Origin of the sequence: Streptomyces nitrosporeus, assembly GCF_008704555.1 — a bacterium.
Classification (GTDB): domain Bacteria; phylum Actinomycetota; class Actinomycetes; order Streptomycetales; family Streptomycetaceae; genus Streptomyces; species Streptomyces nitrosporeus.
The window spans coordinates 3277999-3302746 of sequence record NZ_CP023702.1 but is presented as its reverse complement, the minus strand read 5'-3'; the positions used below and the strand labels follow the sequence as shown (position 1 = coordinate 3302746).

Annotated in this window: 25 protein-coding genes, 1 tRNA gene and 3 pseudogenes; 16 read left to right on the top strand and 13 right to left on the bottom strand. The window is 72.5% G+C overall.

The genetic code is table 11. The features are described from left to right. The first annotated feature begins 12 nt into the window (after positions 1-12). Both CP967_RS14555 and thpR read left to right on the top strand, forming a co-directional pair. Positions 13-1347, top strand: a complete 1335-nt coding sequence (locus CP967_RS14555; protein WP_150488397.1) for an MFS transporter — start codon at positions 13-15, stop codon at positions 1345-1347. Positions 1348-1515: 168 nt separating this feature from the next. Further along, entirely contained in the window at positions 1516-2130 is a 615-nt protein-coding gene (gene thpR / locus CP967_RS14550) for an RNA 2',3'-cyclic phosphodiesterase (RefSeq protein ID WP_150488396.1), read from the top strand. 152 nt (positions 2131-2282) lie between these two features. Here the strand turns inward: thpR and CP967_RS14545 are convergent, their stop codons facing one another. Beyond that, positions 2283-3278, bottom strand: coding sequence for an aldo/keto reductase (locus CP967_RS14545; protein WP_150488395.1), 996 nt, complete (start codon positions 3276-3278; stop codon positions 2283-2285). Between the two features lie 271 nt (positions 3279-3549). Further along, positions 3550-5781 (bottom strand): LamG-like jellyroll fold domain-containing protein, encoded by a 2232-nt coding sequence (locus tag CP967_RS14540; protein ID WP_150488394.1) that lies wholly within the window; start codon positions 5779-5781, stop codon positions 3550-3552. 424 nt (positions 5782-6205) lie between these two features. Between CP967_RS14540 and CP967_RS14530 the strand changes: the two genes are divergently transcribed. Then, complete coding sequence (locus CP967_RS14530; RefSeq protein ID WP_150488393.1) at positions 6206-7603, top strand: YncE family protein; 1398 nt, start codon at positions 6206-6208, stop codon at positions 7601-7603. 179 nt (positions 7604-7782) lie between these two features. Here CP967_RS14530 and pip read toward each other — a convergent pair whose 3' ends face one another. Continuing rightward, entirely contained in the window at positions 7783-8757 is a 975-nt protein-coding gene (pip, locus tag CP967_RS14525; protein WP_150488392.1) for a prolyl aminopeptidase, read from the bottom strand. A gap of 50 nt (positions 8758-8807) precedes the next feature. Between pip and CP967_RS14520 the strand changes: the two genes are divergently transcribed. Then, a tRNA-Trp gene (locus tag CP967_RS14520) sits at positions 8808-8881 on the top strand. A 29-nt stretch (positions 8882-8910) separates the two neighbouring features. Here the strand turns inward: CP967_RS14520 and nadE are convergent. Continuing rightward, positions 8911-9741: an ammonia-dependent NAD(+) synthetase gene (nadE, locus tag CP967_RS14515; protein ID WP_150488391.1), complete on the bottom strand. Its 831-nt coding sequence runs from the start codon at positions 9739-9741 to the stop codon at positions 8911-8913. A 107-nt stretch (positions 9742-9848) separates the two neighbouring features. Further along, on the bottom strand, positions 9849-9983 hold the full coding sequence (locus CP967_RS35115) for a hypothetical protein (RefSeq protein WP_268253045.1): 135 nt from the start codon (positions 9981-9983) through the stop codon (positions 9849-9851). A gap of 140 nt (positions 9984-10123) precedes the next feature. Here CP967_RS35115 and CP967_RS14510 point away from each other — a divergent pair, with 140 nt between their 5' ends. Further along, positions 10124-10687: a zinc ribbon domain-containing protein gene (locus CP967_RS14510; protein WP_150488390.1), complete on the top strand. Its 564-nt coding sequence runs from the start codon at positions 10124-10126 to the stop codon at positions 10685-10687. Between the two features lie 53 nt (positions 10688-10740). Here the strand turns inward: CP967_RS14510 and CP967_RS14505 are convergent, their stop codons facing one another. From CP967_RS14505 to CP967_RS14495, 3 genes are all read right to left on the bottom strand, one after another. Next, positions 10741-11397 carry a response regulator gene (locus CP967_RS14505; protein WP_150488389.1) on the bottom strand — a complete coding sequence of 219 codons (657 nt, stop codon included), beginning with the start codon at positions 11395-11397 and terminating at the stop codon, positions 10741-10743. A 212-nt stretch (positions 11398-11609) separates the two neighbouring features. After that, entirely contained in the window at positions 11610-13349 is a 1740-nt protein-coding gene (locus CP967_RS14500) for a sensor histidine kinase (protein ID WP_150491845.1), read from the bottom strand. A gap of 242 nt (positions 13350-13591) precedes the next feature. Then, complete coding sequence (locus CP967_RS14495; RefSeq protein WP_229888540.1) at positions 13592-14380, bottom strand: SDR family oxidoreductase; 789 nt, start codon at positions 14378-14380, stop codon at positions 13592-13594. A gap of 221 nt (positions 14381-14601) precedes the next feature. On the opposite strand from CP967_RS14495, the gene CP967_RS14490 reads away from it, so the two are divergent. After that, on the top strand, positions 14602-15339 hold the full coding sequence (locus tag CP967_RS14490; protein WP_150488387.1) for a DUF4097 family beta strand repeat-containing protein: 738 nt from the start codon (positions 14602-14604) through the stop codon (positions 15337-15339). Between the two features lie 114 nt (positions 15340-15453). Here the strand turns inward: CP967_RS14490 and CP967_RS14485 are convergent, their stop codons facing one another. Next, positions 15454-15732, bottom strand: coding sequence for a metal-sensitive transcriptional regulator (locus CP967_RS14485; protein ID WP_150488386.1), 279 nt, complete (start codon positions 15730-15732; stop codon positions 15454-15456). Between the two features lie 360 nt (positions 15733-16092). Between CP967_RS14485 and CP967_RS14475 the strand changes: the two genes are divergently transcribed. From CP967_RS14475 to CP967_RS14465, 3 genes are all read left to right on the top strand, one after another. Next, the gene (locus CP967_RS14475) at positions 16093-16896 is read left to right on the top strand and encodes an ABC transporter ATP-binding protein (RefSeq protein ID WP_150488384.1); all 804 of its coding nucleotides are present in this window, start codon (positions 16093-16095) and stop codon (positions 16894-16896) included. A gap of 3 nt (positions 16897-16899) precedes the next feature. After that, the gene (locus CP967_RS14470; RefSeq protein WP_150488383.1) at positions 16900-18243 is read left to right on the top strand and encodes an FtsX-like permease family protein; all 1344 of its coding nucleotides are present in this window, start codon (positions 16900-16902) and stop codon (positions 18241-18243) included. A gap of 91 nt (positions 18244-18334) precedes the next feature. Next, complete coding sequence (locus CP967_RS14465; RefSeq protein ID WP_190175176.1) at positions 18335-18517, top strand: DUF1272 domain-containing protein; 183 nt, start codon at positions 18335-18337, stop codon at positions 18515-18517. A gap of 20 nt (positions 18518-18537) precedes the next feature. Here the strand turns inward: CP967_RS14465 and CP967_RS14460 are convergent, their stop codons facing one another. Both CP967_RS14460 and CP967_RS14455 read right to left on the bottom strand, forming a co-directional pair. Continuing rightward, positions 18538-18708 carry a hypothetical protein gene (locus tag CP967_RS14460; protein ID WP_373300430.1) on the bottom strand — a complete coding sequence of 57 codons (171 nt, stop codon included), beginning with the start codon at positions 18706-18708 and terminating at the stop codon, positions 18538-18540. A gap of 367 nt (positions 18709-19075) precedes the next feature. Further along, positions 19076-19453, bottom strand: a pseudogene (locus CP967_RS14455) (TetR-like C-terminal domain-containing protein); the annotation flags it as partial. On the opposite strand from CP967_RS14455, the pseudogene CP967_RS14450 reads away from it, so the two are divergent. The 6 genes and pseudogenes from CP967_RS14450 to CP967_RS14425 form a co-directional block, all read left to right on the top strand. Beyond that, positions 19424-19768: pseudogene (locus tag CP967_RS14450) on the top strand (anthrone oxygenase family protein); the annotation flags it as partial. The pseudogenes CP967_RS14455 and CP967_RS14450 sit on opposite strands and share 30 nt — an antisense overlap. Before the next feature lie 92 nt (positions 19769-19860). Then, the gene (locus CP967_RS14445; protein WP_150488381.1) at positions 19861-20334 is read left to right on the top strand and encodes a hemerythrin domain-containing protein; all 474 of its coding nucleotides are present in this window, start codon (positions 19861-19863) and stop codon (positions 20332-20334) included. Positions 20335-20461: 127 nt separating this feature from the next. Then, positions 20462-20848 carry an SdpI family protein gene (locus tag CP967_RS14440; protein WP_150488380.1) on the top strand — a complete coding sequence of 129 codons (387 nt, stop codon included), beginning with the start codon at positions 20462-20464 and terminating at the stop codon, positions 20846-20848. Positions 20849-20920: 72 nt separating this feature from the next. Further along, positions 20921-21313 carry a DUF6281 family protein gene (locus CP967_RS14435; RefSeq protein WP_229888541.1) on the top strand — a complete coding sequence of 131 codons (393 nt, stop codon included), beginning with the start codon at positions 20921-20923 and terminating at the stop codon, positions 21311-21313. 126 nt (positions 21314-21439) lie between these two features. Further along, positions 21440-22414: an SDR family NAD(P)-dependent oxidoreductase gene (locus CP967_RS14430; protein WP_150488379.1), complete on the top strand. Its 975-nt coding sequence runs from the start codon at positions 21440-21442 to the stop codon at positions 22412-22414. A gap of 18 nt (positions 22415-22432) precedes the next feature. Beyond that, positions 22433-22666, top strand: a complete 234-nt coding sequence (locus CP967_RS14425) for a hypothetical protein (RefSeq protein ID WP_150488378.1) — start codon at positions 22433-22435, stop codon at positions 22664-22666. A gap of 72 nt (positions 22667-22738) precedes the next feature. On the opposite strand, the gene CP967_RS14420 is transcribed toward CP967_RS14425, so the two are convergent. Further along, positions 22739-23671 (bottom strand): glutaminase, encoded by a 933-nt coding sequence (locus tag CP967_RS14420; protein ID WP_150491842.1) that lies wholly within the window; start codon positions 23669-23671, stop codon positions 22739-22741. A gap of 135 nt (positions 23672-23806) precedes the next feature. Further along, on the bottom strand, positions 23807-24427 hold the full coding sequence (locus CP967_RS14415; protein ID WP_150488377.1) for a GNAT family N-acetyltransferase: 621 nt from the start codon (positions 24425-24427) through the stop codon (positions 23807-23809). A gap of 49 nt (positions 24428-24476) precedes the next feature. Between CP967_RS14415 and CP967_RS34620 the strand changes: the two are divergent. Then, positions 24477-24617 (top strand): annotated as a pseudogene (locus tag CP967_RS34620) (PPOX class F420-dependent oxidoreductase); the annotation flags it as partial. Between the last annotated feature and the right edge of the window lie 131 nt (positions 24618-24748).

Sequence of the window (24748 nt, the reverse complement as noted above, 5' to 3'; positions counted from 1 at the left end):
AGGCGAACTCTTTTGAGTACGGGATCCGGAGCAGACTCCGCCCCCGCACCGACTTCCACCCACGAGAGCAAGACCGGCGGGACCTTCTCGTCGCTGAAGATCCGCAACTACCGCCTGTTCGCCACGGGCGCCGTGATCTCCAACACCGGCACCTGGATGTCCCGCATCACGCAGGACTGGCTCGTCCTGAGCCTCACCGGGTCCGCCACGGCCGTCGGCATCACCACGGCCCTCCAGTTCCTCCCGATGCTGCTCTTCGGCCTGTACGGCGGTGTGATCGCCGACCGGCTCCCGAAGCGGCGTCTGCTCCTCATCAGCCAGGCAGCGCTCGGCCTGTGCGGCGTCGCACTCGCCGTACTGACCCTCTCCGGCGTCGTCGAGGTCTGGCACGTCTACCTGATCGCCTTCCTGCTCGGCATGGTGACCGTCGTCGACAACCCGGCGCGCCAGTCGTTCGTCTCCGAGATGGTCGGCCCCGCACAGCTGCGCAACGCCGTCAGCCTGAACTCCGCGAACTTCCAGTCCGCCCGGCTCATCGGACCCGCCGTCGCGGGTGTCCTCATCACCACGGTCGGCAGCGGCTGGGCCTTCATGCTGAACGGGCTGTCGTTCATCGCCCCGCTGGTCGGCCTGATGATGATGCGCACCGACGAGCTGCACGCCTCCGTCACCGTCAAGCGGGCCAAGGGCCAGCTGCGCGAGGGGCTGCGCTACGTCTCGGGCAGGCCCGACCTGATCTGGCCCATCGTGCTGGTCGGCTTCGTGGGGACCTTCGGTTTCAACTTCCCGATCTGGCTCACCGCCTTCGCCGACGAGATCTTCGACGGCGGCGCGGGGATGTACTCCTTCTTCAACATCCTGATGGCGGCCGGCTCCCTCTGCGGGGCCCTGCTGGCCGCCCGGCGCCGTTCCTCGCGGCTGCGGATGGTGGTGGGCGCGGGCACCGTGTTCGGCCTGCTGGAGATCGTCGCGGCGCTCTCCCCGACGGTCTGGCTCTTCTCGCTGCTGCTGGTCCCGATCGGCATGATCGGCATGACGACCAACATCAGCGCCAACACCAGCGTCCAGATGGCCGCGGACCCCGCGATGCGCGGCCGGGTGATGAGCCTCTACATGATGGTCTTCGCCGGGGGCACGCCGGTGGGCGCCCCGATCGTCGGCTGGATCAGCGACACCTACGGCGCGAGGACCGGCATGATGGCCGGCGGCGCGGTCTCCGTGCTGGCCGCGCTCGGCGTCGGCTTCATGCTGACCCGCGTCGGCGGACTGCGCCTCAAGGTCGACCTGCGGCCCGGCCACCCGCATGTGCGGTTCGTCCCGCGTGAACGGCTGGCGACGGCGGCCTGAGAGCCGCCGCCCGGCCCGCCGCATCCGCCCCCTCCCCCGCCGGGAGGGGGCGGCCGCCGTTCTCCGGGCCCCGGCCCGCGGCTCCGCCCGCCTCCACATCGGGAACCGTGGGGCACGCCTCCGCGGAACCCGTCCCCGCGGGTGCGGGAACGCTGCCAGACTCGCCGTATGAGCGGTCCCGCGAACAGTGCCGGCAGCCCCGTGGACACCCCTCGCGCCCAGCGGCTCTTCGCCGCGGTCCTGCCGCCCGGGGCCGCGGCGGACGAGCTGGCGGCGGCCGTCGCACCGCTGCGCCGGCTGCCCGGCGCCGGGGAGCTGCGCTGGACGGGCCGGGCGGGCTGGCACTTCACCTCGGCCTTCTTCGGGCACGTGGAGGAGGAACTGCTGCCCGGTCTGTACGAACGGCTGGAGCGGGCCGCCCACCGCACCGGGCGCTTCGAGCTCCGGCTGAGGGGCGGCGGCAGGTTCGACGGGCGGGCCCTGTGGGCGGGGGCCGCGGGCGGGCTCGACACACTGCGGCTGCTGGCGGACCGCGCCGGGGCGGCGGCCCGCCGGGCCGGGGTACCGATGGAGGGGCACCGCTCCTACGTCCCCCACCTCACCCTGGCCCGCAGCCGGGTGCCGGCCGACCTCACCCCGTACACCGCGGCCCTGGAGCGCTTCGAGGGGACGCCCTGGGAGGCCGGGGAGCTGGCCCTGGTCCGCAGCAACCCGCCGGTGAGCGGGGTGCCCGGGGAGCAGCCGCGGTACGAGGTGGTACGGGGCTGGCCGCTGGGGCGGTGAGCCGGGCGGTTACGCTCGTCGGGTGGACCCGAAGACCAGGAACCGCGTCATGGCGGCCGTACTCGTACTGATGTTCGCTGTTGTCGCGGTGGCGGCCGCCCTCGGGGGCTGAGCCCACGGCGAGGACGGCCGCACGGCGTGCGCCGGTCCGGTTACCAGGCGAAGTTCTCCGGGGACGGGCCGGGGCCCGGGAAGATCTCGTCCAGACCGGCCAGCACCTCCTCGGAGAGCTCCAGCTCCACCGCGCGCAGCGCGGAGTCGAGCTGTTCCCGGGTGCGGGGGCCGGAGATCGGCCCGGTGACACCGGGCCGGGTCAGCAGCCAGGCCAGCCCCGCCTCGCCGGGCTCCAGACCGTGCTTCTCCAGCAGGTCCTCGTAGGCCTGGACCTGGGCCCGCAGCTTCGGGTCGGCGAGCGCGTCGCCGGAGCGGCCGGACGTGGACCGGGCGCCGCCGCCCTCCCGCTCCTTGCGGATCGCCCCGCCGAGCAGCCCGCCGTGCAGCGGGGACCACGGGATGACCCCGAGGCCGTACTCCTGGGCGGCCGGGATGACCTCCATCTCGGCGCCGCGCTGCATCAGGTTGTAGATGCACTGCTCGCTGACCAGGCCGTAACTGCCCCGCTGCCGGGCCCGCTCGTTGGCCTGGGCGATCTTGTAGCCGGAGAAGTTGGACGAGCCGGCGTAGAGGATCTTGCCCTGCTGGATCAGTACGTCGATGGCCTGCCAGATCTCCTCGACCGGGGTGGACCGGTCGACGTGGTGGAACTGGTACAGGTCGATGTGGTCGGTCTGGAGCCGCTTGAGACTGGCGTCGACGGCACGCCGGATGTTCAGGGCGGACAGCTTGTCGTGGTTGGGCCACGCCTCGCCGTCGGGGCCCATGTTGCCGTAGACCTTGGTCGCGAGGACGACCTTGTCCCGGCGGTCGCCGCCCTGGGCGAACCAGGTGCCGATGATCTCCTCGGTGCGGCCCTTGTTCTCGCCCCAGCCGTACACGTTGGCCGTGTCGAAGAAGTTGACGCCGGCCTCCAGGGCGGCGTCCATGAGGGCGTGGCTGTCGCTCTCGTTGGTCTGGGGGCCGAAGTTCATCGTCCCCAGGACGAGGCGGCTGACTTTGAGTCCGGTGCGTCCGAGCTGCGTGTACTTCATGGGTCCCAAGCCAACGCCTTCGAGTGCGCTCCAAGCAAGAGTCGGGCACTCACCCGCCTCCGTTTGCGCGACAACGCGCACAGTCGCGTTCCCGCACAGTGCTGTGACCGGGAACCTTTGCCGGGCTGCTCGTTGTGTCGGGTCTCAGTGACGGCATTCGGCACCGCACCGGGGCCGGGGGGCCGGTCGTTGTGCGCGTCCGATGGCGCACCCGGTGCGTGCCCCGGCCGGGGACCTTCCGGCCGGGGCACGCGGGGTTCGCCTGCAGGGATCAGGCGGCGGGCGTCAGAAAGTGGCAGTTGGCGGAGACGGGGTTGTTGTTGGTCGTCGCGTCGGCCGTCCGGACCCTCCAGCCGTAGCTGTGGCCGGGGGTGAGCGTCGGGACGGTGAGCGAGACGGTGCCCTGGCCCTTGACCGTGGAACTCTTCGAGCCCGGCGTGCCCAGGCTCAGGATCTGGGTCGAGGTGGTGTTGTCCCACAGGGAGAACTCGGCCCACACGTCCTTGGACGGGTCGGGGTGCCGGACCGTCGCGGTGAGCGTCGGCGTGAGCGTGGCGGCGGTGCCGAAGGCGTTTCCGTACAGGTCGCCGTGCTGGTGACAGCCCTGGGAGTTCATGCCTTCGACGACGGGCATCGCGACGCTCTTGTCGGTCGGGGCCGTCATGGTCCCGGAGTACGAGGCGACCTGGTCGTCGCGCAGGGCGTAGGAGAATGCCTCGGCCCGCTGGATGTGGCCCTTGAAGCCGGCATTCCGCACGCCGCTGACGAGGTCGCGGCCGACGACGAAGGGGCCGGCCGCGGCCCACCTGGCGGTGTGCGTGGTCTCGGCTTCCTTCGTGCCGTCGACGAAGAGGCTCACCTTGCCGGTGGAGGCGTCGTAGACGCCGGTGAGCCTGGTCCACCGGCCCTTGACCGCGCCGGGCGCGACGGCCTGGTCGATGTTCCAGCCGTCGGCGTCGGCCCTCGGCAGGCCGAAGCGCCAGGAGTTGTCGCCCGCGTTGTAGAAGAGGATCATGCCGCTGACCCGGGTGCCGTCCTGAGACACAACGGCGGACGTGCCCGCGTCGGCGTCGAGCTTGGCCCAGGCGGAGACGGTGAAGCTGTGTGTGGTGTCGACCGCGGGAGCGCGGGCGACGATGGCCTCGTCCACCCGGCCGTCCATGTACAGCGCTCCGCCGTGCTCGGCCGTCCGCCAGTCGCTCGTACCGTCACCGCTCGAGCCGTTCAGCTCGTCTGTCGGGCCGGTCGTCGCGGTGGCGCTGCCGTCGAGCTTCCAGGAGACGGCGGGGCCGCCCTGGGTGTAGCCGTAGACCGGGGTGTGGTCGGAGTAGGCGTCGTCGTCGGGCCTGCAGTTCCTCTTGCCCAGGTGACACTCCGACTGGGTCGCGACCAGGTAGTCCGTGCTGTCGCCGAACTCAGTCCGTGAGTCGCAGCCGGTGAAACCGCCGGTCGAGAAGAGGTAGTCGATCTTGGACGAGGTCATGGTGTACGACGTGTATCCGCCGTTGGCCGATGTGACCTCGTTACCCCGTGTGAGCTTCGTGTGCTCGTTGACGGCGTCGCCGGGGAAGTACGCTCGCTGGTCGCACTCGGCCATCAGGTCGTAGAGCGGCTTGAGCGTTGTCTGATTGCTGGTGTTGAAGTCACCGCCCAGGACCACGGACGGGAACCGCTTCACGACCCGCTCGACGATGTCGAGCTGCTTCTGGTAGTAGGCCGCTGCCGTATCCGTCGAGATCGGGACCTCCCAGTGCGGCTCCTTCTTCTCCTTCGTCGTGTCGGAGTGGAAGTTGGAGATGTGCGTGCTGCACAGGTGGCTTTCCCAGCCCTCCACCTCGGCACAGAGGATGGTGCCGCTGTTCATGGAGAGGCCGGTGCCGACCGGAGTCCCGAAGTCGTCCTCCGACCGCCAGGTGATCTTTCCCTTGACGGCGATGGCGTTGCTCAGCGTGCCGGTCAGGTGATCGCCACGGCAGTCCGAGCCCTCGGAGTCGAGGAGCTCGGGGTCCCTGCGCTCGGGCTCCACCCCATGCGGGTCGTCGGGCCGGGTCACACCTGCCGAGGCGAAGCTCCACTCGCCTGCGGGGAGGAGCTTCTTGAGTTCGTCGAGGTGGCTCGTTCCGGTGGCGTCACCCGGTGTCCTGCCGACGCAGACCTCCTGGAGGAGCACGGCGTTGAGCTTGCGCTCGTTGATGAGCCTGACGACACCCTCCATCTTCCTGCGCGGACCGGAGCCGTCGGGGATCGAGAAGCCGTCCTCGTCGTACCGTCCGGTGGCGGCGCCGTTCCGCCAGGGGCAGTACCCGGCATCCGAGGCGGTCCGACCGCCTGCCTCCCCACACATGTTCCAGGTTGCCGCGCGCACCGACTCGCGGGTGTGGCCGGTCGCCGTCGGGTCCCCGGGGACGAGGGCCGTGGCGGGCGTCGCCTGGCCCCCGACGAGCAGGACGGCGGCCAGAGCGGGCGCCCACGCGTGCAGCCATCGGGCCGCGAATCTTCTCATGTCAGCTCACAAGCGAACGTATGGGTGTCCGCGTCCCCCCGCCCTGGAGGCCAGGACGGCCCCAGGACTATAAGGAACTTGCTCTGGACGGGTCCCTCCGCCCCCGCGGCGGCGTCCACCGCCGTCGTGCGGACCCAGCGGTAGCCGGCCTTGCCGCTGGGAGAGCGCTGGAGGCGGTCGGTCAGGACCAGTTGGCGCAGGACCTTGTAGCCGGCAGGACCCGGCCGGCAGTGGTCCTGGATCGCCCCCCGGGCCATGGGCGGCCCGTTGGCGGTCGCGGCCCGAGGCCCAGGGCCGACTATGTGTCAGTGGTACCTCCTAAGTTGATGGTCACGACGGGTGGTCGGGAAGATCCAGCCGCCTCGTCCGTCACGCTCTGTGCGGAAACGGTCCGTGCCGGGCGAAGAAGAGGGGGACCATACAGATGAAGACTCGACGACGAGCGGGGCGGGGTGCGCTCACCGCGGCCCTGGGGCTGGCGCTCCTGGGTGCCGGAGCGCCCGCCGCCAGCGCGGACGCCAACAGCGGCGCGCTGCCGGTCAGCTCGTACAAGGACATCGTGGTCGATGGCGTCCACCAGCACGTCTTCCTCAGCGATCCGGTCGGCGGCAGCGTTCTGGTGACCGACTACCAGGGCCAGGTCGTACAGCGTATCGACGGTGCGGCCGGCGCCTGGGGGCTCGCTCTTTCTGCGGACTCCGGGACGCTCTACGTGGCGTTGCGGGATGCCGGGGCGATCGCTGCTGTGGACACCGCCACCCTGCAGGAAACCGCGCGGTTCGACACCGGCACCGGTGCGGGCGTGTACGCCGGCCCTACCTCGCTGGCGACGGCCGGCGGTCAGCTCTGGTTCGGTTATGCCAAGGACACGTGGACGGGCGCGCTCGGCGCCGTGGACCTCTCGGGCGCTGAGCCGACGGTCACCCTGGATCACGTCATGGACGATTTCGGCGGCTTTCCGTACCTGGTCGCCTCTCCGGCGGATCCGGACCTCCTGGTGGCCGCCGAGGCCGATGGCAACTCGGTCGCCGTCGCGCTGTACGACGTGGGCTCCGGGCGGGCCGAGCGGCGCGAGCAGACCGTCGGTCCCGGCCCTGAGGGATGCTCCAGCCTGCAGGACCTTGCGCTGACGCCGGACGCGCGGCAGGTGGTCGTCTCCTGCGCCGAGCCCGACGCGCACCAGGTGTTCAGCACCACGGACCTGACCCACCAGGGCCAGTACGCGGTCGACGGCAACCCCGTAGCGGTGGCCATCGCCCCGGACGGCACCATGGCCGCAGGCACCTACGCCGGCGGCGGACAGCCGGACATCTCGCTCTTCACGCCGGGTGAGACGGCGCCGTTCAAGGACTGGGACCTCCAGGCGACCTCGGACGAGCTGTACGCGCCCGAGGACAGGCTCCGCTCGGCGGGCCTGGCCTGGGCGCCCGACGGCGGGCGTCTCTTCGCGGTCACCGAACTCGGCGCGGGCCACCCCACGTCCGTGGGGCTGAGGGTCCTGGACATGCCGCAGGTTGCCACCAGCCTCACCCTCACGGCACCCGCCGCCTCACCGCGCAACCACGACCTGACGCTGACGGGCCGTGTGGTCTCGCCGGTCCCCCTCGCCGCAGGCACCACAGTCGACGTCATACGGCTCGACGACCCCTCGCTCGGCGAGGGCACCCACATCGGCACTGCCCCGGTGGCTGCCGACGGCACCTTCAGCTTCGTCGACCTGCCACGCGTGAAGGGCTCCGTGCAGTACACCGCGCACTATTACGGCGACGCGCGGCACGCCTACTCATACGGATCGGTCACGGTGGACATCGTCTCGGACTGACCGGAAGTCACAGCCCCTGCCCGCATGCCGTGAGAGGGCCGCGGTACCGAGCACCGGACATGAAAGCCCGGGTCTCAAGCGCGGCAAGGACGACCGGGTCATGGCCTGGACCTCCGATGAACCTTTCCGGTGGGAGCGACAGACGGAGCATCGGCCCCGCTCGTACGGTCGCCGTCTCCTCAGGCGTGCCGGGCGAACCGGTCGAGGGCGGCCAGCACGGCCCGCCTGGTCGCGGCGCCACCGAGGTGCCCGTCGCCGTCGATCACCGTCAGTTCGGCGTCCGGCCAGGCCCTCGCCAGTTCCCAGGCGGTCGTCAGCGGCCCGCCCATGTCGAAACGCCCGTGCACCAGCACCCCGGGGATGCCCGCGAGCCGGTGCGCGTCGCGGATCAGCTGTCCCTCCTCCAGCCATGCGGCGTGCGAGAAGTAGTGCGCGCAGATCCGTACGAACGCCTGCCGGGCGGGGGCGGGACGGCCGGTGTAGGGGGCGGGCCCGGTGGACGTCTCCAGGGAGAGCACCGCGTCCTCCCAGGCGCACCAGTCGGCCGTGGCCCGTGCCCGGACCTCCGGATCGGGGCTCTCCATCCGGCGTGCGTAGGCGGCGACGAGGTCCCGGGGGCCCTCGGCCTCCGGGACGCCGGCCCGGAAGCGGTCCCATGCCTCGGGGAAGAAGCGCCCGGCGCCCCGGTAGAGCCAGTCGGTCTCGCTGCGCCGGGTCGTCGTCACGGCCGGGATCACGATCTGGGAGACACGCTCCGGGTACCGCTGGGCGTACGCGAGGATCAGCGTCGAACCCCAGGACCCGCCGTACAGCAGCCACCGTCCGATGCCGAGGCGGGTGCGCAGCAGTTCCATGTCGGCGATCAGGTGGGCGGTGGTGTTGTGCCGCATGTCGGCGGCCGGGTCGCTCGCGTGCGGGGTGGAGCGGCCGCAGTTGCGCTGGTCGAAGAGGACGACCCGGTAGAGGTCCGGGTCGAAGTACTGCCGGGGCCGGGTCCCGCATCCGGAGCCCGGCCCGCCGTGGACGACGAGGGCGGGCTTGCCGTCCGGGTTGCCGCAGACCTCCCAGTACACGAGGTTGCCGTCACCGGCATCCAGCATGCCGTGGTCGTACGGCTCGATCGGCGGGTAGGTCCCGTCGGGCTCCCGGTCCACGGACGGCGCCTTCCTTCCGGATTCCCGGACGGTAGTGTGCGGGGCCGGGCGGAGCCGTAGCGCAGAGGTCGTCGCGCGGGTCTCCACAACCACGAGGACGCCGGTTCGAATCCGGCCGGCTCCGCCCTTCCCGCGTGGCCCGGGTGCGGGGGGTCAGGGGGCGATGGGCAGCTGGCGCTTGTGCTCGGTGCGGCGGTAGCGGTCGACGATCGTGTCGAAGTCGTGCCGGTCCACCGGCTTGCCCTCCAGGAAGTCGTCGATGGTGTCGTAGCTGACGCCGAGCGCCTGCTCGTCGGTCTTGCCCGGGTCGAGGGTCTCCAGGTCGGCGGTGGGGACCTTGCCGACCAGCTCGGCGGGGGCGCCCAGCGCGTCCGCGACGGCACGCACCCGGCGCTTGTTCAGACCGGTCAGCGGGACGAGGTCGGCGGCACCGTCACCGAACTTGGTGAAGAAGCCGGAGACCGCCTCGGCGGCGTGGTCGGTTCCGACGACCAGCCCGTCGTGTGCCCCGGCCACCGCGTACTGGGCGATCATGCGCTGGCGCGCCTTGATGTTGCCGAGCAGGAAGTCCTGGTGGTGGGGGTCGCGGAAGGTGACGTCACCGTCCACCACGGCTTGCAGCATGGCGTCGCTCGCGGGCTTGACGTCGACGGTCAGCACCTGGTCGGGCCGGATGAAGGACAGGGCCCGCTGGGCGTCGTGCTCGTCGGCCTGGACGCCGTAGGGCAGCCGCATGGCGTAGAAGCGCGCCTCGTGCCCGGCCTCCCGGGCCCGCTCGACGGCGAGCTGGCACAGCCGGCCCGCGGTGGTGGAGTCGACGCCGCCGCTGATGCCGAGCACCAGGGAGCGCAGGCCGGTGGTGGTCAGCCGCTCGGTGAGGAAGGCCACCCGGCGTTCGATCTCCTTCTCGGCGTCGAAGGAATCGGCGACCAGAAGCTGCCGGGCGATCTCCTGCTGCACGGTGATGGGCGCCGGCTCGTTCACAGCTGCTCCTTGTTCCGGTGGGGATGCGACGGACTGTCGTTCCCTCCCACCCTACGCAGTGGGGCCCCCGGACCGGCAGGGGCGGCGCCCGGCGCCGGGCCGGGGTCTCAGCCCCTGACGGCCAGGTGGTACGCCGACGCCCACAGCACCACCGCGCTCGCCAGGCCGGCCGCGCCCCGGACGGCCTCCCCCGGCAGTCCGGCGGCGTCATCGGGGTCATGCGGGCACCGTACGGTGATCACGTGTTCGACGCAGCCGTTTCCGGCTCGAAAGCCCCTGGCCGAAAAGGGAGTCGGGCCGCCGGCCGCCAGCCTGTGTTCCGCCGGTTCCCGCCGCTTCCCGGTCCGTGTCCCGCCGGTGGGGGCGGCGTAGCCTGGTCGCCGTGAATGCGACTCCCCTGGTGCTTGCCGTGCTGGACGAACTGCTCGCCTCCGCCGCCCCCGACGAGCGGGGCGCTCTGTGGCATCTCGCCGAACAGGGGCGGGAGCTGGACGCCAATCTCGTGCGGCTTCCTCCGGGCGCCGGGGTGGGGGAGCACCAGGAGGACGCCCTGGACGTGCTCCTGGTCGTCCTCTCGGGCGGCGGCATCCTGCGTACGCAGGGCACCGGCACGCTGGACCTCTCCCCGACGACCGTCCTCTGGCTGCCCAGGACCTCGCGCCGGGCGCTGGAGGCGGGGGAGGACGGGCTGGCGTACCTCACGGTGCACCGCCGCCGGCCGGGACTCATGATCAAGCCGTCCGCCCCGGCCGCGGCGACGGCCCCTCGGGCGGTGACGCCCCCGGCGGCGACGGCTCCTCCCGCCGTGGCGGTTCCTCCCACGGCGTACGAGGGCGGGGAAGCGCCCTGCATGCTGGACCTGGTCTGCCCGGAGTGCGGCCGGCTGTCCGCCGACCGTGCGCCGAGGTTCTGCAGCGCCTGCGGGGAGCCGTTCCCGGAGCGCTGAGGGTGGTGCGGCCGGTGCGGCGGGCCCCGTGACCGGGCCGGACCGGCCGGGTGTCAGGCTCCGAGGCCGGCGTCGCGTGCCAGGAGCGCGGCCTGTACCCGGTTCTCGCATTCCAGCTTGGCGAGGATGCGGCTCACATACGTCTTGACCGTCGCTTCGCTCATGTGGATCCTCCGGCCGGCGTCCGCGTTGGAAAGCCCCTCGCCCAGCAGCGCCAGGACGTCACGCTCGCGGTCCGTCAGCTTCTCCACCCGGCGGCGGGCCTGTTCGGCGCGGTGCGCGGCGCCTCCTCCGGAGGCCAGCGAGTCCACCACGTGCCGGGTGGCGCCGGGCGACAGGTACGCCTGCCCGGCCGCCGCCGCCCGTACGGCGCCCATCAGTTCCGCGGGGGCGGAGTCCTTCAGCAGGAAGCCCGCGCTGCCGCCGGTCAGGGCACGCAGCACGTTCTGCTGCTCCCCGAACGTGGTCAGGATCAGCACCCGGACCCCGGGCGCGGTCCGGCGCAGTTCGGCCAGGGCGGTCAGCCCGTCCATGACCGGCATCTGGATGTCGAGCAGTGCCACGTCGACGTGCTGGGAACGGGCGAGTTCGACGGCCTCACGCCCGTTCGCCGCCTCGGCGACGACGTCGATGTCGTCCGCCGAGGAGAGGATCATCCTGATGCCCGCCCGGATGAGCGGCTCGTCGTCCGTCACAAGAACCCTGATCACGACTCTCCCGTGCGGTTTCGTGTGGCCCCGGGCCGCTCCGGGGCGGCCCTGCCCGCGGTCATCGGGCCATCATCCCCGATGCCTTCGCACACCCGTGCGCCGCGTCCCGCCCGTGTGCCGCGTCCCGTCCGTTCCGTACGCCGCGTCACACCGGGCCGGCGCCGCTTCGGGAACACGTCCCCGCCCCGCCGCCTCCTCGCCCCGCCGGCTTCTCAACTCGCTGTCTCGAAGGACTTCTTCTCGATCAGCCTGCCGTCCTTGAAGCAGAACCGGTACACGGGCTCGGCGGTCCAGCTGCTGCCGAACTCCGTGGACAGGAGGGTGAGGCACTCGGCTCCCGCGGGCACGGGCGGCGCGCCCTCGCCGTCCACCTCGTTGTTCAGGAAGGAGTCCCCGCCGGGCAGCCGGTCCCGTACCTCCTTCTCCGGCTGACCGACCGTCACGGCCTCGTACTGCGCGGGCTCGATCATCGCCTCGTCCGCCTCCCGCATGAGGAAGATCCCGCCGACCACCACCGCGGTGACCAGCAGCAGGCCGGCCAGGGCCGCCACTCCGCAGCCGACGGCTATGCCGTTCCTCGTCCTGTTCCTGCTCATGGCCTTCGCCAACTCCTTGGGGAGAACGTTCCGGTTGATGACCGGATCACTCTCGCCCGGGGAGCCCGCCGGGCTCTGCGCCCGGAAGTCGTCCGTGGGTGCGACGAACGTCGTCGGTGCGAAGGGGCCGCTGTGCGGGGCGTCCAGGTCCTGCCTGTCGGCCGGGGGCGGGAAGCCGCCGCCCGGCAGGGTGTAGGGCAGTACGCAGGCCAGCCGGAAGCCGCCGTCCCCGGTGGGGCCCGCGTGCACCATGCCGCCGACGAGCCTGGCCCGTTCGCCCAGCCCGGCCAGGCCCTGGTGTCCGCCGGCCGTCCCGAGCGCCGGGGGCCCGGCCGTGGGCCCGTTGGCGACCTCCACGACCAGCGAGTCCGGTTCGTAGCGCAGGGCGACGGTGATCGCGGCCCCGGGCGCGTGCTTGTGGGCGTTGGTCAGGCCCTCCTGGACCACGCGGTAGGCGGCGTGGTCGGCGGTGGGGGCGAGCGGGCGTACGTCACCGGAGCACACCGACTCGACGGTGGTGCCCGCCTTCCGGGACGTCTCCACCAGGTTCCCGATGCCCGCCACACCGCGCCCCAGTGCCCCGGGGTCTTCGCCGTACAGACCGCCGGCCGGGCCCGTGCCCGGGTCATCGGCGCCGGAACGTTCGACTCCGTCGCGCAACAGGCCGACGACGTCACGCAGTTCGTGCATCGCGGCCACCGACGCCTCCCTCAGCACGCCGACGGCCTCGCGCTGCCGGCCGGTGAGGGTGCGGTCCACCTCCAGGGCGCCGGTGTGCACCGCGATCAGGGCGAGCTGGTGGCCGAGGCTGTCGTGCATGTCCTGGGCGATGCGCTGGCGTTCCCGTATCCGGGCGTGCTGGACGAGCATCGTCCGTTCGCGCAGGAGCTGGGCGTGGTACTCGTCGAGGGTGTCGGCGAGCGTCCGGCGCTGTGACCAGTAGCGTCCCGCGAGACCGGGGACGATCACCGAGACCAGCAGGAGCAGCCCGGTGAGGAGCAGCAACGACGGGGAGAAGTGGGGGAGTTCCCACAGGACGGAGAGGGTGAAGGCGAGGCCGTAGGCGGCGGTGAAGACCCCGGCCGCCTTGCCGAGGCCGTCGATCCGCCGGCCGGCCGACCAGGCGGCGACGAGGATCAGCGGCCCTGCCCCGCCGTACACGACGGACCCCGCGGCGGCCACCACCAGCACGGTCGCCGGGAGCACCCGGCGCAACGGTGCCACCAGGGCGGTGGCCAGAGCGACGGCGACGGCCTCGGCGGGGTGGTCGCCGTCGAGCAGCCCTCCGCCCAGGGCGAGCAGCGCCAGCACCGGGCCGAGCAGCGATTCGCCCACGACGCGCCGGGCCGGCCACATCTCCGGGGCGAGGAGGGCCCGCACCGGTGCGGTGGGGAGCATGGTTTCGGTACGGGTCACACGAGCACGCTAGGCGGTGCCGTCGGACGGTCGCTGTGGCCCTTCGTCGCGACGGGCCGCGACGAAAGTCGCACACCCCCGGCGGCGGCCGGCGGTGTCCGTGGGCTGCGCCCGGGGGCGGCGGGCACGCCCGTCCTCCCGGCCCGGGACGCTTTTCCGGCCGGGGGAGGCCGGTGGCGGCTTCAGCCCAGTCCGCCGTTGCTGTTCAGCAGCTGGCCGTTGACCCAGGCGCCCGCGGGGGAGCACAGGAAGTCCACCAGGTGGGCGGTGTCCTCGGGGGTGCCGAGGCGGCCGAGCGGGGTGGCGGCGGCCAGGTCCCGTCTGGTGTCAGGGGTCATCCAGCCGGTGTCGACGGGGCCGGGGTTGACGACGTTCGCCGTCACCTTGAGGTGGGCCAGCTCATGGGCCGCCGCGAGGACGATGCGGTCCAGCGCGCCCTTGCTCGCGCCGTAGGGCAGATTGCCGACGGTGTGGTCGCTGGTCAGGGCGACGATGCGGCCGGTGCCGGGGGCGGCGCGGAAACGCAGCCCGAACTCGCGGACCAGCAGCCAGGAGGCGCGGGTGTTCACCGCGAAGTGCCGGTCGAAGCTCTCCAGCGAGGTGTCGAGCAGCCCGGAGTCCACCGACTCGCAGTGGCACATCACCAGCGCGGTCACCGGACCCAGACGGAGTTCGGTCTCGTCGTGGACGCGTCCGGCGGCGTCCGGGTCACAGAGGTCCGCTTCGATGGCGGCGGTGGCGGCCCCGAGCCGGGTGAGCTCCTCGGTGATGGCCTCGGCCGCGCCCTGCTCGATCCCCCAGTCCATGCGCCGGTCGTACGGGGTCCAGTAGGTGAACGCGATGTTCCAGCCGGACGCGGCCAGCCGGCGGGCGATCCCGGCGCCGATACCCACCGTGCGGCCCACGCCGGTGATCAGTGCGAGCGGGCGGGGGGAGGCGGCGGCGGTCGGGTCCGTGTCTGTCGTCGTCACGGAGGGATGCTCCGCGACGGCGGGCCCCCGGCACAACCGCTTTTCACGTACCTGCACCGACGGCCTCCGGCCGTGCCCGGTGGCGGCGATCCCCCGGGAGGATGCGGGGGTTTGCCCCATGGTCCCCGCTTCGGGCGGCCGATAGCTTCGGTGAACGCTGGACCGAGCCGGCCGCGGGACCCGGGCCGCTCGGGCGACCTTCCTGAACTGGGGACACATTCATGCGTGAGTTACTTCGCGGCCTGGGCATCTTCGCGGTGGCCGGTCTCGCGGCCGGCGGACTGAGCGCCTGCGGGATGGTGCAGGGCCAGACGTACGAGGACGAGAGCACGCTCTCCGGGAAGATCACCTCGGTGCGGCTGGAGAACGGGTCGGGCGGCGTCACCCTGAACGGCACCGAGGGCGGCGGGAAGCTGTCCCTGCACCGCAAGCTGGAGTACTGGGGCGACCGTCCCGAGGACCCCACGCACCGGATCGAGGGCGGTGTCCTCGTCCTCAAGGGCTGTGACGGCGACAGCCGTTGCTCGGTCAACTACACCGTGGACGTACCCGCCGGGATCGCGGTCAGCGGGCAGGTGTCGAGCGGAGCGGTCCATCTGGCCGGGGTAGGCGCGGTGAAGGTGGCCACGAGCTCGGGACGGATCGAGATGGAGGGCGTCTCGGGCGCGGTGGACGTACGGACGTCGAACGGCCGGATCACCGGACGGGACATCAAGGGCGGCGAGATCCAGGCGCAGACCTCCAACGGCGCGATCGACCTCACCCCCGCCACCCCGCAGAACGTACGGGCCACCACGTCCAACGGGGACATCACCCTGACCGTGCCGCCCGGCAGCTACCAGGTGGCCGCCGACTCGAACAACGGCGGGGAGGACATCGGCGTCACCAGCGACCCGGCGGGCAGGTACCGGCTGGGCCTGAAGACCAGCAACGGCGCCATCACGGTCAGAACCTCCTGACCGCCCGCCCCTCGCCCGCCCGGCCCCCGGGTCCCGGCCGGTGCCGGTCGCCCTTCGGGCCGGGGCTCGTACCAGGGATCGCGTCAGGGGTCACGCGAGGGATCGCGTCAGGGTTCACGCGAGGGAGAGGAACAGTTTCTCCAGGCGGGCGCGCATCTGTTCCTTGTCGGCCGGTGTCTGGCCCTCCTGGGCCATGCACTGTTCGAGTCCGGTGGCGATGATCGAGAAACCGGCCCGGTCCAGCGCCCGGGACGCGGCGGACAGCTGGGTGACGACGTCTTCGCAGTCCCGGCCCTCCTCGATCATCTTGATGACCCCGGCGATCTGCCCCTGAGCGCGGCGCAGTCGGTTCAGCACCGACTTCAGCTCGTCGGCCGCCATGTCGAGTTGCATCGTTCCTCCGCTCGCCCGTATACCCCCAGGCGTATTTTACCGCGCGGGAGCCAGCCGGTGAACACCCCTCCGGTCAACACCCCACCGGTGAACGCCTCGACGACGAGCGTCCCTCCGGTGAACACCCCTCCGGTCAGCACCCCACCGGTGAACGCCCCGACGACGAGCGTCCCGCCGGTGAACGCCCCACAGGTGAGCCGCCCCCGGGAGCCGGGCACCCCGGCGGTGTACCCAGCACCACCCCGCGGTCCGGTGCGTACGCCCCGTGTGCCCGCCTGTGGCTCTCCGTAGCGTCGGGTACGACGGCGCGAGGGCGCCCGACGTGTGTGGACGGATGCGGGCGAGCGGAAGGTGACGGTCATGCCGGAACGGCGAAGAGCACCCAGGCGGCGGGCGGCGGAGGCCCTGCGGCTGGTGTCGGTGAGCAAGGCGTACGGCGCCGGGGACGGAGCGGTCACCGCTCTGGACGGGGTGACGCTGAGTCTGGCGGCGGGGACGTTCACCGCCGTCATGGGGCCCTCCGGTTCGGGGAAGTCGACACTGCTCCAGTGCGCGGCCGGACTGGACCGTCCCGACCGGGGGCACGTCCTGGTGGACGGTGAGGAGATGAACGGCGGCAGTGAGGCGGAACGCACGAAGTTCCGGCGGGAGCGGATCGGTTTCGTCTTCCAGCAGTACAACCTGCTGCCCACCCTCACCGTCGAGGAGAACACCGCGCTGCCGCTGCGGCTCGCCGGCCGCCGCGCCGACCCGGAACGCGTCCGCGCGGTCCTCGCACAGGTGGGCCTGGGCCGGCGTCTCACCCACCGCCCGGACGAGCTGTCCGGCGGGCAGCGCCAGCGTGTCGCGATCGCACGGGCCCTGGTCACCGAGCCGCGCGTGATCTTCGCGGACGAGCCGACGGGCGCGCTGGACACCCGCAGCGCCCGCGAGGTGCTGGGCCTGCTCGGGGACACCGTCCGGACGTACGGCCGCACCGTGGTCATGGTCACCCACGACCCGGTGGCCGCCGCCCACGCCGATTCCGTGCTGTTCCTCGCGGACGGCCGCCTCGCCGGCCACCTGCCCGCGCCCACAGCCGAGGCCGTCGCCGAACGGATGACCCACCTCGGGGACCTGGCCGAGCGGCGGCAGACGCACGACGAACCGCTGACGGGGGTGTGAGCCGTGTTCTTCCTGGCCGTGCGCTCCGTGCGTCAGCGCCCCGGGCGTCTCCTCGCCACCCTGCTCTCCGCCTTCCTCGGCGCCTTGATCGTCATGACGTTCGGTTCCCTGCACGACACGGCCGCCGCCCCCGGCGTCGACGCGGTCAGTTCGGAGTCGCTGTCCGTCTCCGCGAGCGTGGTCGGCGGCTACGGCGCGCTGCTGGTCTTCTTCGCCATCGCCTCCACCCTCACCGTCAACGTCCGGCAGCGTGCCGAGGAGATGAGCCTGCTGCGCCGCACCGGCGCCACCCCCGCACAGATCGGCCGGATGGTCGTCGGTGAGGCGACGGCCGTGGCCCTGGCCGCCACCGTGCTCGCCACCGGACCCGCCGTGCTGGGCGGACGGCTGCTCCTCGGCCTGTTCCAGGACAGCGGCCAGGTCGCCGGTGACGTACGGCCCGCCTTCGGCGTGCTCGCCCTCGCTTCCGGTTTCGGCATCGTCCTCCTGGCGTCCGCCGGTGCCGCGTTCCTCGCCGTACGCCGTGCCACCCGGGCGGCCGGTGCCGACGGGCGTACGAGGGGGAGGGACCGGGCCCGCGCCCTGGCGGGCGCCGCCGCGGTGGCCGCCGGGATCGGGGGCGTCCTCGCCACCTATGCGATGGACGGCACCGAGCAGACGCTGATGGCCTTCCCCGCCTACGGCGCCGTCCTGCTCTCCGTCGGCCTCGCGGTCCTCGCCCCGGCCGCGCTCGGCCGTCTGCTGAAGCCGTCCCGGGGGCCGTTGGACCGGATCGCCGGGGCCGGGGGCTACCTGGCCGCCCGTAACCTGCGAAGCCGCGGCGGCGAACTCTCCGGAGTGCTCACCCCGATGATCGTCTTCGTCGGCATGGCCACCGCCACCCTGTACATACAGGCCGTCGAGAGCGACTGGATCGCGGCGACCGGCCAGGCGAAGACCGTCGGCGACAAGAACCTGGAGACCGTCAACCTCGTCGTCGTCGGCGTCATCGTGGTCTTCTCCTGCGTGATGCTCGTCAACAGCCTGTACGCCGCGACCTCCTACCGCCGGGGCGAGTTCGGCCGCCAGCGCCTCGCCGGGGCCACCCCGGCACAGGTCCTGGGGACGGTCGGCTGCGAGGCGGTGATCCTGGTCCTGACCGGGCTGGTCCTGGGAAGCGCCGCCGGGGTCGCGGGTGTCATCCCCTTCACCATGGTCCGCACCGGCCAGGTGCTGCCGGGTGAAGGGCCGGGCACCTGGCTGGCCGTCGCCGCCGTCGCCGTCGCGGCCACCCTCGGCACCACCCTCACGACCGCCCGCAGGGCGCTGCGGGCCCCGGCGGTGGACGCGGTCGCGGTGGCCGCCTGAACGGGGCACCGGGGAGGGCCCTACCGGCCCGGGGCGGCCGGTAGGGTGCGGGCCGGAACACCCGGAACATCCGGACGGAGGGGAGGCCGCCGTGGCCCTGGAGATGCGTGACCGGTGCGAGCGCTGCGGAACGGCCGCTCTGCCGCCGGACGGTGAGGCCCGGATCTGCTCGTACGAGTGCACGTTCTGCGGGCCCTGCGCCGACGGGATGGGCGGAACCTGCCCCAACTGCGCGGGCGAACTGCTGCCTCGCCCGCGCCGCGCCACCGCCTGAGGGCGACGGCGTGGCCCGGGTCACCGCCTGGGGTGACGGCGTGGTCCGGGGCACCCGCGGATCCACAGGGTGGCGGCCCGGCCGTGCCCGGCCTTCGGCCGGTCCAGCTTCCGGTCGACCCGCTCGGCGTACATCTCGGCGATCCGCGCGGGGCCGCCCTCACCGATCCGGCCCAGCAGCTTCTCCACCACGGTGCGGGTGGCGGTCGTCGGTGTGGCTGCGGGCGTGCCCGCTCCTTTCCCGCGCCGGTAACCGCGCCGGGGCGACGCGGGTACCGGCGATCTGCCGGTGGCGACGGGCCGGGGCGATCACCTCCCGGGTAAGTGCGGGCTACGTCAGAGGACTTGGCCGGCCCCGGGGACGGGGGCATGAGGTCCTGGACGAGGGCGACGCCCGGTTCTTCCCGCGGGGACACACCGGCCTCGGCCGTCCGGCCCACTACAGCTTCCCCGCCTGCCTTCCCGCCTGCCTTCCCGTCCGCCCGTCACGCGAGGGACCGCGCCCTCTGCGTGACCGCCGGGGTGGTGTGACGGGCCTGGTGCGACAAGCCCCGGTGTGTCAGGCCGTGGCGAGCCGGTCCACCAGCAGTTCCACCCTCGGCCCGGTGTGCTCCGGCGGCAGCCGTCCCGACCGGGTCAGGGTCGCCGGCCCGTGCAGGGACGCCCAGAACGTCTCGGTGAACAGCCCCGGGTGGACGCCGTCCCCGGCGACCTCGCCGAGGCATTCCAGCAGTGCGGCGAAGGCGTCCTTGAGAGGTTCCGGGGTGTCCTCCCGCGCATACGCCAGACCGCCGTCGAGCTGGAAGATGGCGTCGTAGACCGCCGGGTTGCGCGCGGCGAAGCCGAGGTAGGCGTGCGCGAGGGCGGCGACCCGCGCGCGGGGACCGTCCGCGGCGGCGGTCGCGGCCCGCACCGCCGCGGCCAGCTCGGTGGCGCCCACGGGGGCCGCATGCTCGGCGCCGTGATGCCGGTCTGGTACATCGGCTCGCTCGTCCTCGTCGGCGTCTGGGCCGTCGCCGGACGGCACCACGAGGGCACCGGCCTCGTCGTCACCGCCGGCGCGCTGCTGATCGTCAGCGTCGTCATGTCGGTCCTGCTGCTCGTCCCGATCAACAACCGGAACAAGACGTGGACCCCCGGCAACCGGCCCGCCGACTGGAGGCAGCAGATGAACCGCTGGCTCCGCTTCCACTACGTCCGCGTCGCCGTCATCGTCGCCGCCTTCACCCTGCTGGTCACCGCCCTCGTCTGAGAGCACCGGCGGGAGGGGAGCCCGGACACCGCGAATCGGCCGGGCTTCCCGTGGCATCCCGCGCAAGAGGCACGCCTGTCTAGAGTGGCCGCATGTGCCACTACTGCGGCTGCCGCGAGATTCCGCTGATCAAGGAGTTCATCGCGGAACACGAGTCCGTCACCGACGCGGCGGGCGGTGCCCTGCGGGCCCTGGACCGCGGCGACCAGGGCCTCGCCGCGGAACTGGTGGCCCGGATGGAGCGGGAGCTGCGGGCCCACTGGCAGGGTGAGGAAGAGGGGCTCTTCGCGGTGATGGGCGACGACACGGAGTACGCCGGTTACATCGACGCGCTGGTACGGGAACACCGTGAACTCTCCGCGTTCCTCGGCCGCGTGGACCTGGCCCGCGCCGAGGACGTCGTACAGCTGCGCGAGGCGGTCGACGAGCTGTACCGGCATATCTCGAAGGAGGAGGACGGCCTGTTCCCGGCCTCGCTCACCGCGTTGTCCGGGGACGAGTGGGACCTCTCGATGGCGGCCTGGCGGACGGCCCACCCGGACGCGCCAGGAGACCTCGGGCGGTAGTGAGGGGCGGCCCTTCGGTGACGCCGGCCGTCACGGGTACCGGTCGTCCGGAAGGCGGTTCGATTCCTGTCGACGGGGGAGGGTACCCCTGGAGGGGCTCGATATCCGCGTTCCGGGAGGGCGACTGATGGATCCGGCCGCAGGACTGGTCTTCGCGGTAGGGCTGTTGGCACTGGGCGCCGTCATCCACTACGTGAAGAACCAGGTGGCGGGCGGAAAAATCCAGCGCAACTCCGTGGTCGGGATCCGGACCAGGGCGACGATGTCCTCGGACGGCGCATGGCAGGCGGGGCACGCTTCAGCGGTTCCTGTGCTGAAGGCGACGTTCCTGACCGCCTACGCCACGGGCGCGACGTCCTTGGTGCTCGGCCTGGCGCTGTCGTCGGGCGACGCGGGAAATCCGGTCGCCTTCATCGTCCCGGCGGCCGGGTACGCGGTGGTTCTCGCGCTCCTCATCGCGGCCTCGCTCAAGGCCGATGCGGCGGCGCGCGCGGTGGACCGGCCGGACGGGTGACCGGCCCGCCCCGGGATGGGCCAGGGGTGGCGGGCGCGGCTTTCGCAGCACATTCGTCGGAGGGGGACGGCCATGAGCCGGTACGGACGGTACGCGGGCGTGTTACTGGTGACGGCCATGGCGGTGACGGGCACCGGGTGCACCGCCGGCGACAGCGGCGGCGAGGGGGAGGCGTCCTGCGCGTTCGAGGTCACCTACCAGGGGCGGACCTACCGGGACGTCGCGAACGTGGACTTCACGGTCACCGGTGAACTGGGCACCGTCCTCCAGCCGCCCTGCGACGACGTCGGCGGCCAGGAGGAGACCGAAGGGAAGGGAACCGAGGAAAACGCCTACGCGGTGAAGGGCCTTCCCCCAAAGACGGCCATCGCCGTGGGCGGTTCACCCGGCGACGCCGTGTTCGTCGTCTCCTACTCCGGCTCGACGCTCCCGCCCGAGGTACGGAAACTGATCGACGGTTCCTGACGTGACGTGACCTGACCTGACGGGGGGCGAGGGCCGCGAGGCGCGGGGCGGGGCCGGAGCCGCGATGGCCGGGGGCCGTCGGCCGCCCTTGACTTGGAGTGCTCTCCAGCGCCTAGCTTCTCAGCCATGACGACACCTCAGCACAAGATCGGCTCGGGCTTCGGCGCCCGGAGCACCGCGGACGACGTCCTGAGCGGGATCGACCTGTCCGGCAGCACCGCGATCGTCACCGGCGGTTACTCGGGGCTCGGCCTGGAGACCACGCGCGCCCTGGCGAAGGCCGGGGCCCGCGTCGTCGTCCCCGCCCGGCGGCGGGCGGCGGCTCAGGAGGCGGTCGAGGGCATCGACGGCGTCGAGACCGAGGAACTCGACCTGGCCGACCTGGAAAGCGTCCGCGGTTTCGCCGAGCGGTTCCTGGCCTCGGGCCGCGCGATCGACATCATGATCAACAACGCGGGCATCATGGCCTGCCCCGAGACGCGGGTCGGCCCGGGGTGGGAGGCGCAGTTCGCCGTCAACCACCTCGGGCACTACGCGCTGGTCAACCGCCTCTGGCCGGCGATCGCCCGCGGCGGTGCCCGTGGTGGCGCGCGTGTGGTCGCCGTGTCCTCCGGAGCCCACGGCATCACCGGAGTCCGCTGGGACGACGTGCGGTTCGAGCACGGTTACGACAGGTGGCAGGCGTACGGGCAGTCGAAGTCGGCGAACGTCCTGTTCGCCCTGCACCTCGACGCACTCGGCCGCGACGTCGGTGTCCGGGCGTTCTCGTTGCATCCGGGCAGCATCCTCACCCCGTTGCAGCGTCATCTCCCGAAGGCGGAGATGGTCGAAGCGGGCTGGATCGACGAGAAGGGCGACCTGGCCGACCCCTCCTTCAAGACACCCGCGCAGGGCGCGGCGACACAGGTGTGGGCGGCGACCTCGCCCCGGCTGGCGGACATGGGAGGCGTGTACTGCGAGGACTGCGACGTGGCCGAACCGGCCGGTGAGGGTACGGAGGGCGGCGTGCACGCACACGCGACCGACCCCGAGCAGGCCGCGCGCCTGTGGGCGCTGTCGGCCGGCCTCACGGGCGTCGACGCCTTCGCTGCGGCGGGCTGAAGGACAGCCCTTGGTGCTGTGGCAGCGGAGGTCCGCCGGGCCGGCGGTCGTGGCGGCCGGATGGGGGCGACGTCCGATCCGGCCGCCGGAGGCGCGGTGGCCGAGCCCGTCCGGCTGCGCGAGACCGCCCGGCGGACCGGCATCGAGACCGCGACGAACCCGCGCCTGCGCCTCGCCCGCGAGGCCGGGTCCGCCCCCACCCCCGCTGCCGCGCCTTCCACCCGGTCCCGGGCCGAGGGCCGGCAGCCCTGACACCTCCTGCCCGCTCCAACGGCCGCGACCGGGACCGGTGGCGAGACCGGGGGCGAGGCCGGTTTGGCGGGGTCAGAACACCGACAGCCCCGTGAGCGTGGTGAAGAGGTCCAGCGCCGCCACTCCGGCGACGGAGTTGCCCCGTTCGTCCAGGCCGGGGCTCCACACGCACAGTGCGCAGCGACCGGGCACGACGGCGATGATGCCGCCGCCCACCCCGCTCTTGCCGGGCAGGCCGACGCGGTAGGCGAAGTCGCCGGCCGCGTCGTAGGTTCCGCAGGTCAGCATGACGGCGTTGACCTGCTTGGCCTGACTGCGGGTCAGCAGCCGGGTGCCGTCGGCACGTACGCCGTGCCGGGCCAGGAGGGTGGCCGCCAGCGCGAGGTCGGCGCAGGAGGCCGTGACCGAGCACTGGCGGAAGTACTGGTCGAGCAGGAGCGGGACAGGGTTGTCGATGTTGCCGTAGGAGGCCATGAAGTGGCCGAGGGCGGCGTTGCGGTCGCCGTGCGTGGCCTCCGAGGCGGCGACCGCGGGGTCGAAATCGAGGTCCGGATTCCCGCTCTCGGCACGCAGCAGCCGCAGGAGCTCGCCTGCCGCGTCACCGGTGCGGGTGTGGAGGCGGTCGGTGACGACCAGGGCACCGGCGTTGATGAACGGGTTGCGCGGGATGCCGTTCTCGTACTCCAGCTGGATCAGGGAGTTGAACGGGTTGCCGGAAGGCTCACGGCCCACGTGCTCCCACAGTTCGTCACCCTCATGAGCCAGGTCCAGGGCCAGGGTGAAGACCTTGGTGATGGACTGCGTGGAGAAAGGCTCACGCCACTCGCCCACCCCGTGGACGGTGCCGTCCAGCTCGGCGACGGCCATGCCGAAGGCCCGCGGGTCGCGGGTGGCGAGCGCCGGGATGTAGTCGGCGGACCGCCCCCGGCCGGGCGTCCGCGCGATCTCCTCGGCGATATGGTCCAGAACCTGCTGATAGTCCATCGTCGATGTCACGGCGCCCATTGTGCTCACAGCCCCAAAGGCTGTCCCGTAATCCCTGGCGGGCGCGCGACGACAGCCACGGCACCTCGCGGCGTTGTCGGAACGTCCGCCCATGGAGGCCATGCCCCCCAGCCCCCCGCCGCACTGACGGCATGATCACCCCCGGGGTACTTCCGGAGCGGACCGCTCAGGAGACCGGGGCGGCCCCGGGGCCCGGTCCGGGGTCCACACGCCGAGCCACTGCTCGGCGCCGTACTCCTCGTACCGTTCCACCTCGGTGAACCCCAGCCTCGCCGCGAGGCGCATCGAGCGGTTGTTGGCGGTCCGGGTGCGGAGCACCACCGGCTCACCGGGGAACGCGCCGGCGAACCAGCCGAGTGCCGCCGCGCAGGCTTCGGCGGCGTACCCGCGTCCCCACGCCTGCGGCAGGAACATGTAGCCGAGCCCGGTCTCCCCGCCCTTCCCGCCCTCCTCGTCCTGTTCGTCTTCCGGACGGGCATGGCCCGAACGCTCCGCGTCGCGCCGGTCGAGTGTGACCGTCCCGATCGCCGCTTTGTCGAGAGCGACCACGAAAAGACCGGGTCGCCGGCCGGGTACCTCGGGCATCGCGCGTTCGAGTTCGTCACGAGGGCGGGGGCCGCCGAGATGGGTGTGCACCTCCGGCGAGGCGAACAGCTCGATGAACACCGCGCGGTCCTGTGCCTCGGACGCGCGGAGTACGAGCCGTCCGGTCCTGATCGGGGCGGGCGGCCAGGTGACGGAACCGGGTTCGGGCATGGCGGGCAACCTATCGCACACCGGTGGGAACGGCCCGGGGCAAGGGCTTCGGGAGATGTCCGGGATGGTCCCGCGGGCCGCGCGGCCGGAGGACGAGGACGCGTTCCTGGAACAGCTGGTCGCCGGACGGCGGGTGGTCATCAGGCTGAAGGTGAACCGTCTGTACGGAACGGCGCTGGACATCAGCGGACAGGCCCGTCGCGGAAGCGGGCCCTGTCGCGCCACAACCGCCGTACGCCGTTCCGGCCCTCGGAGCAGCTGGTACGCGGCGGTGCGGGACGGTTCCGCGAGGAACGCCCCGCAGCCGTACACGGCCGGTTC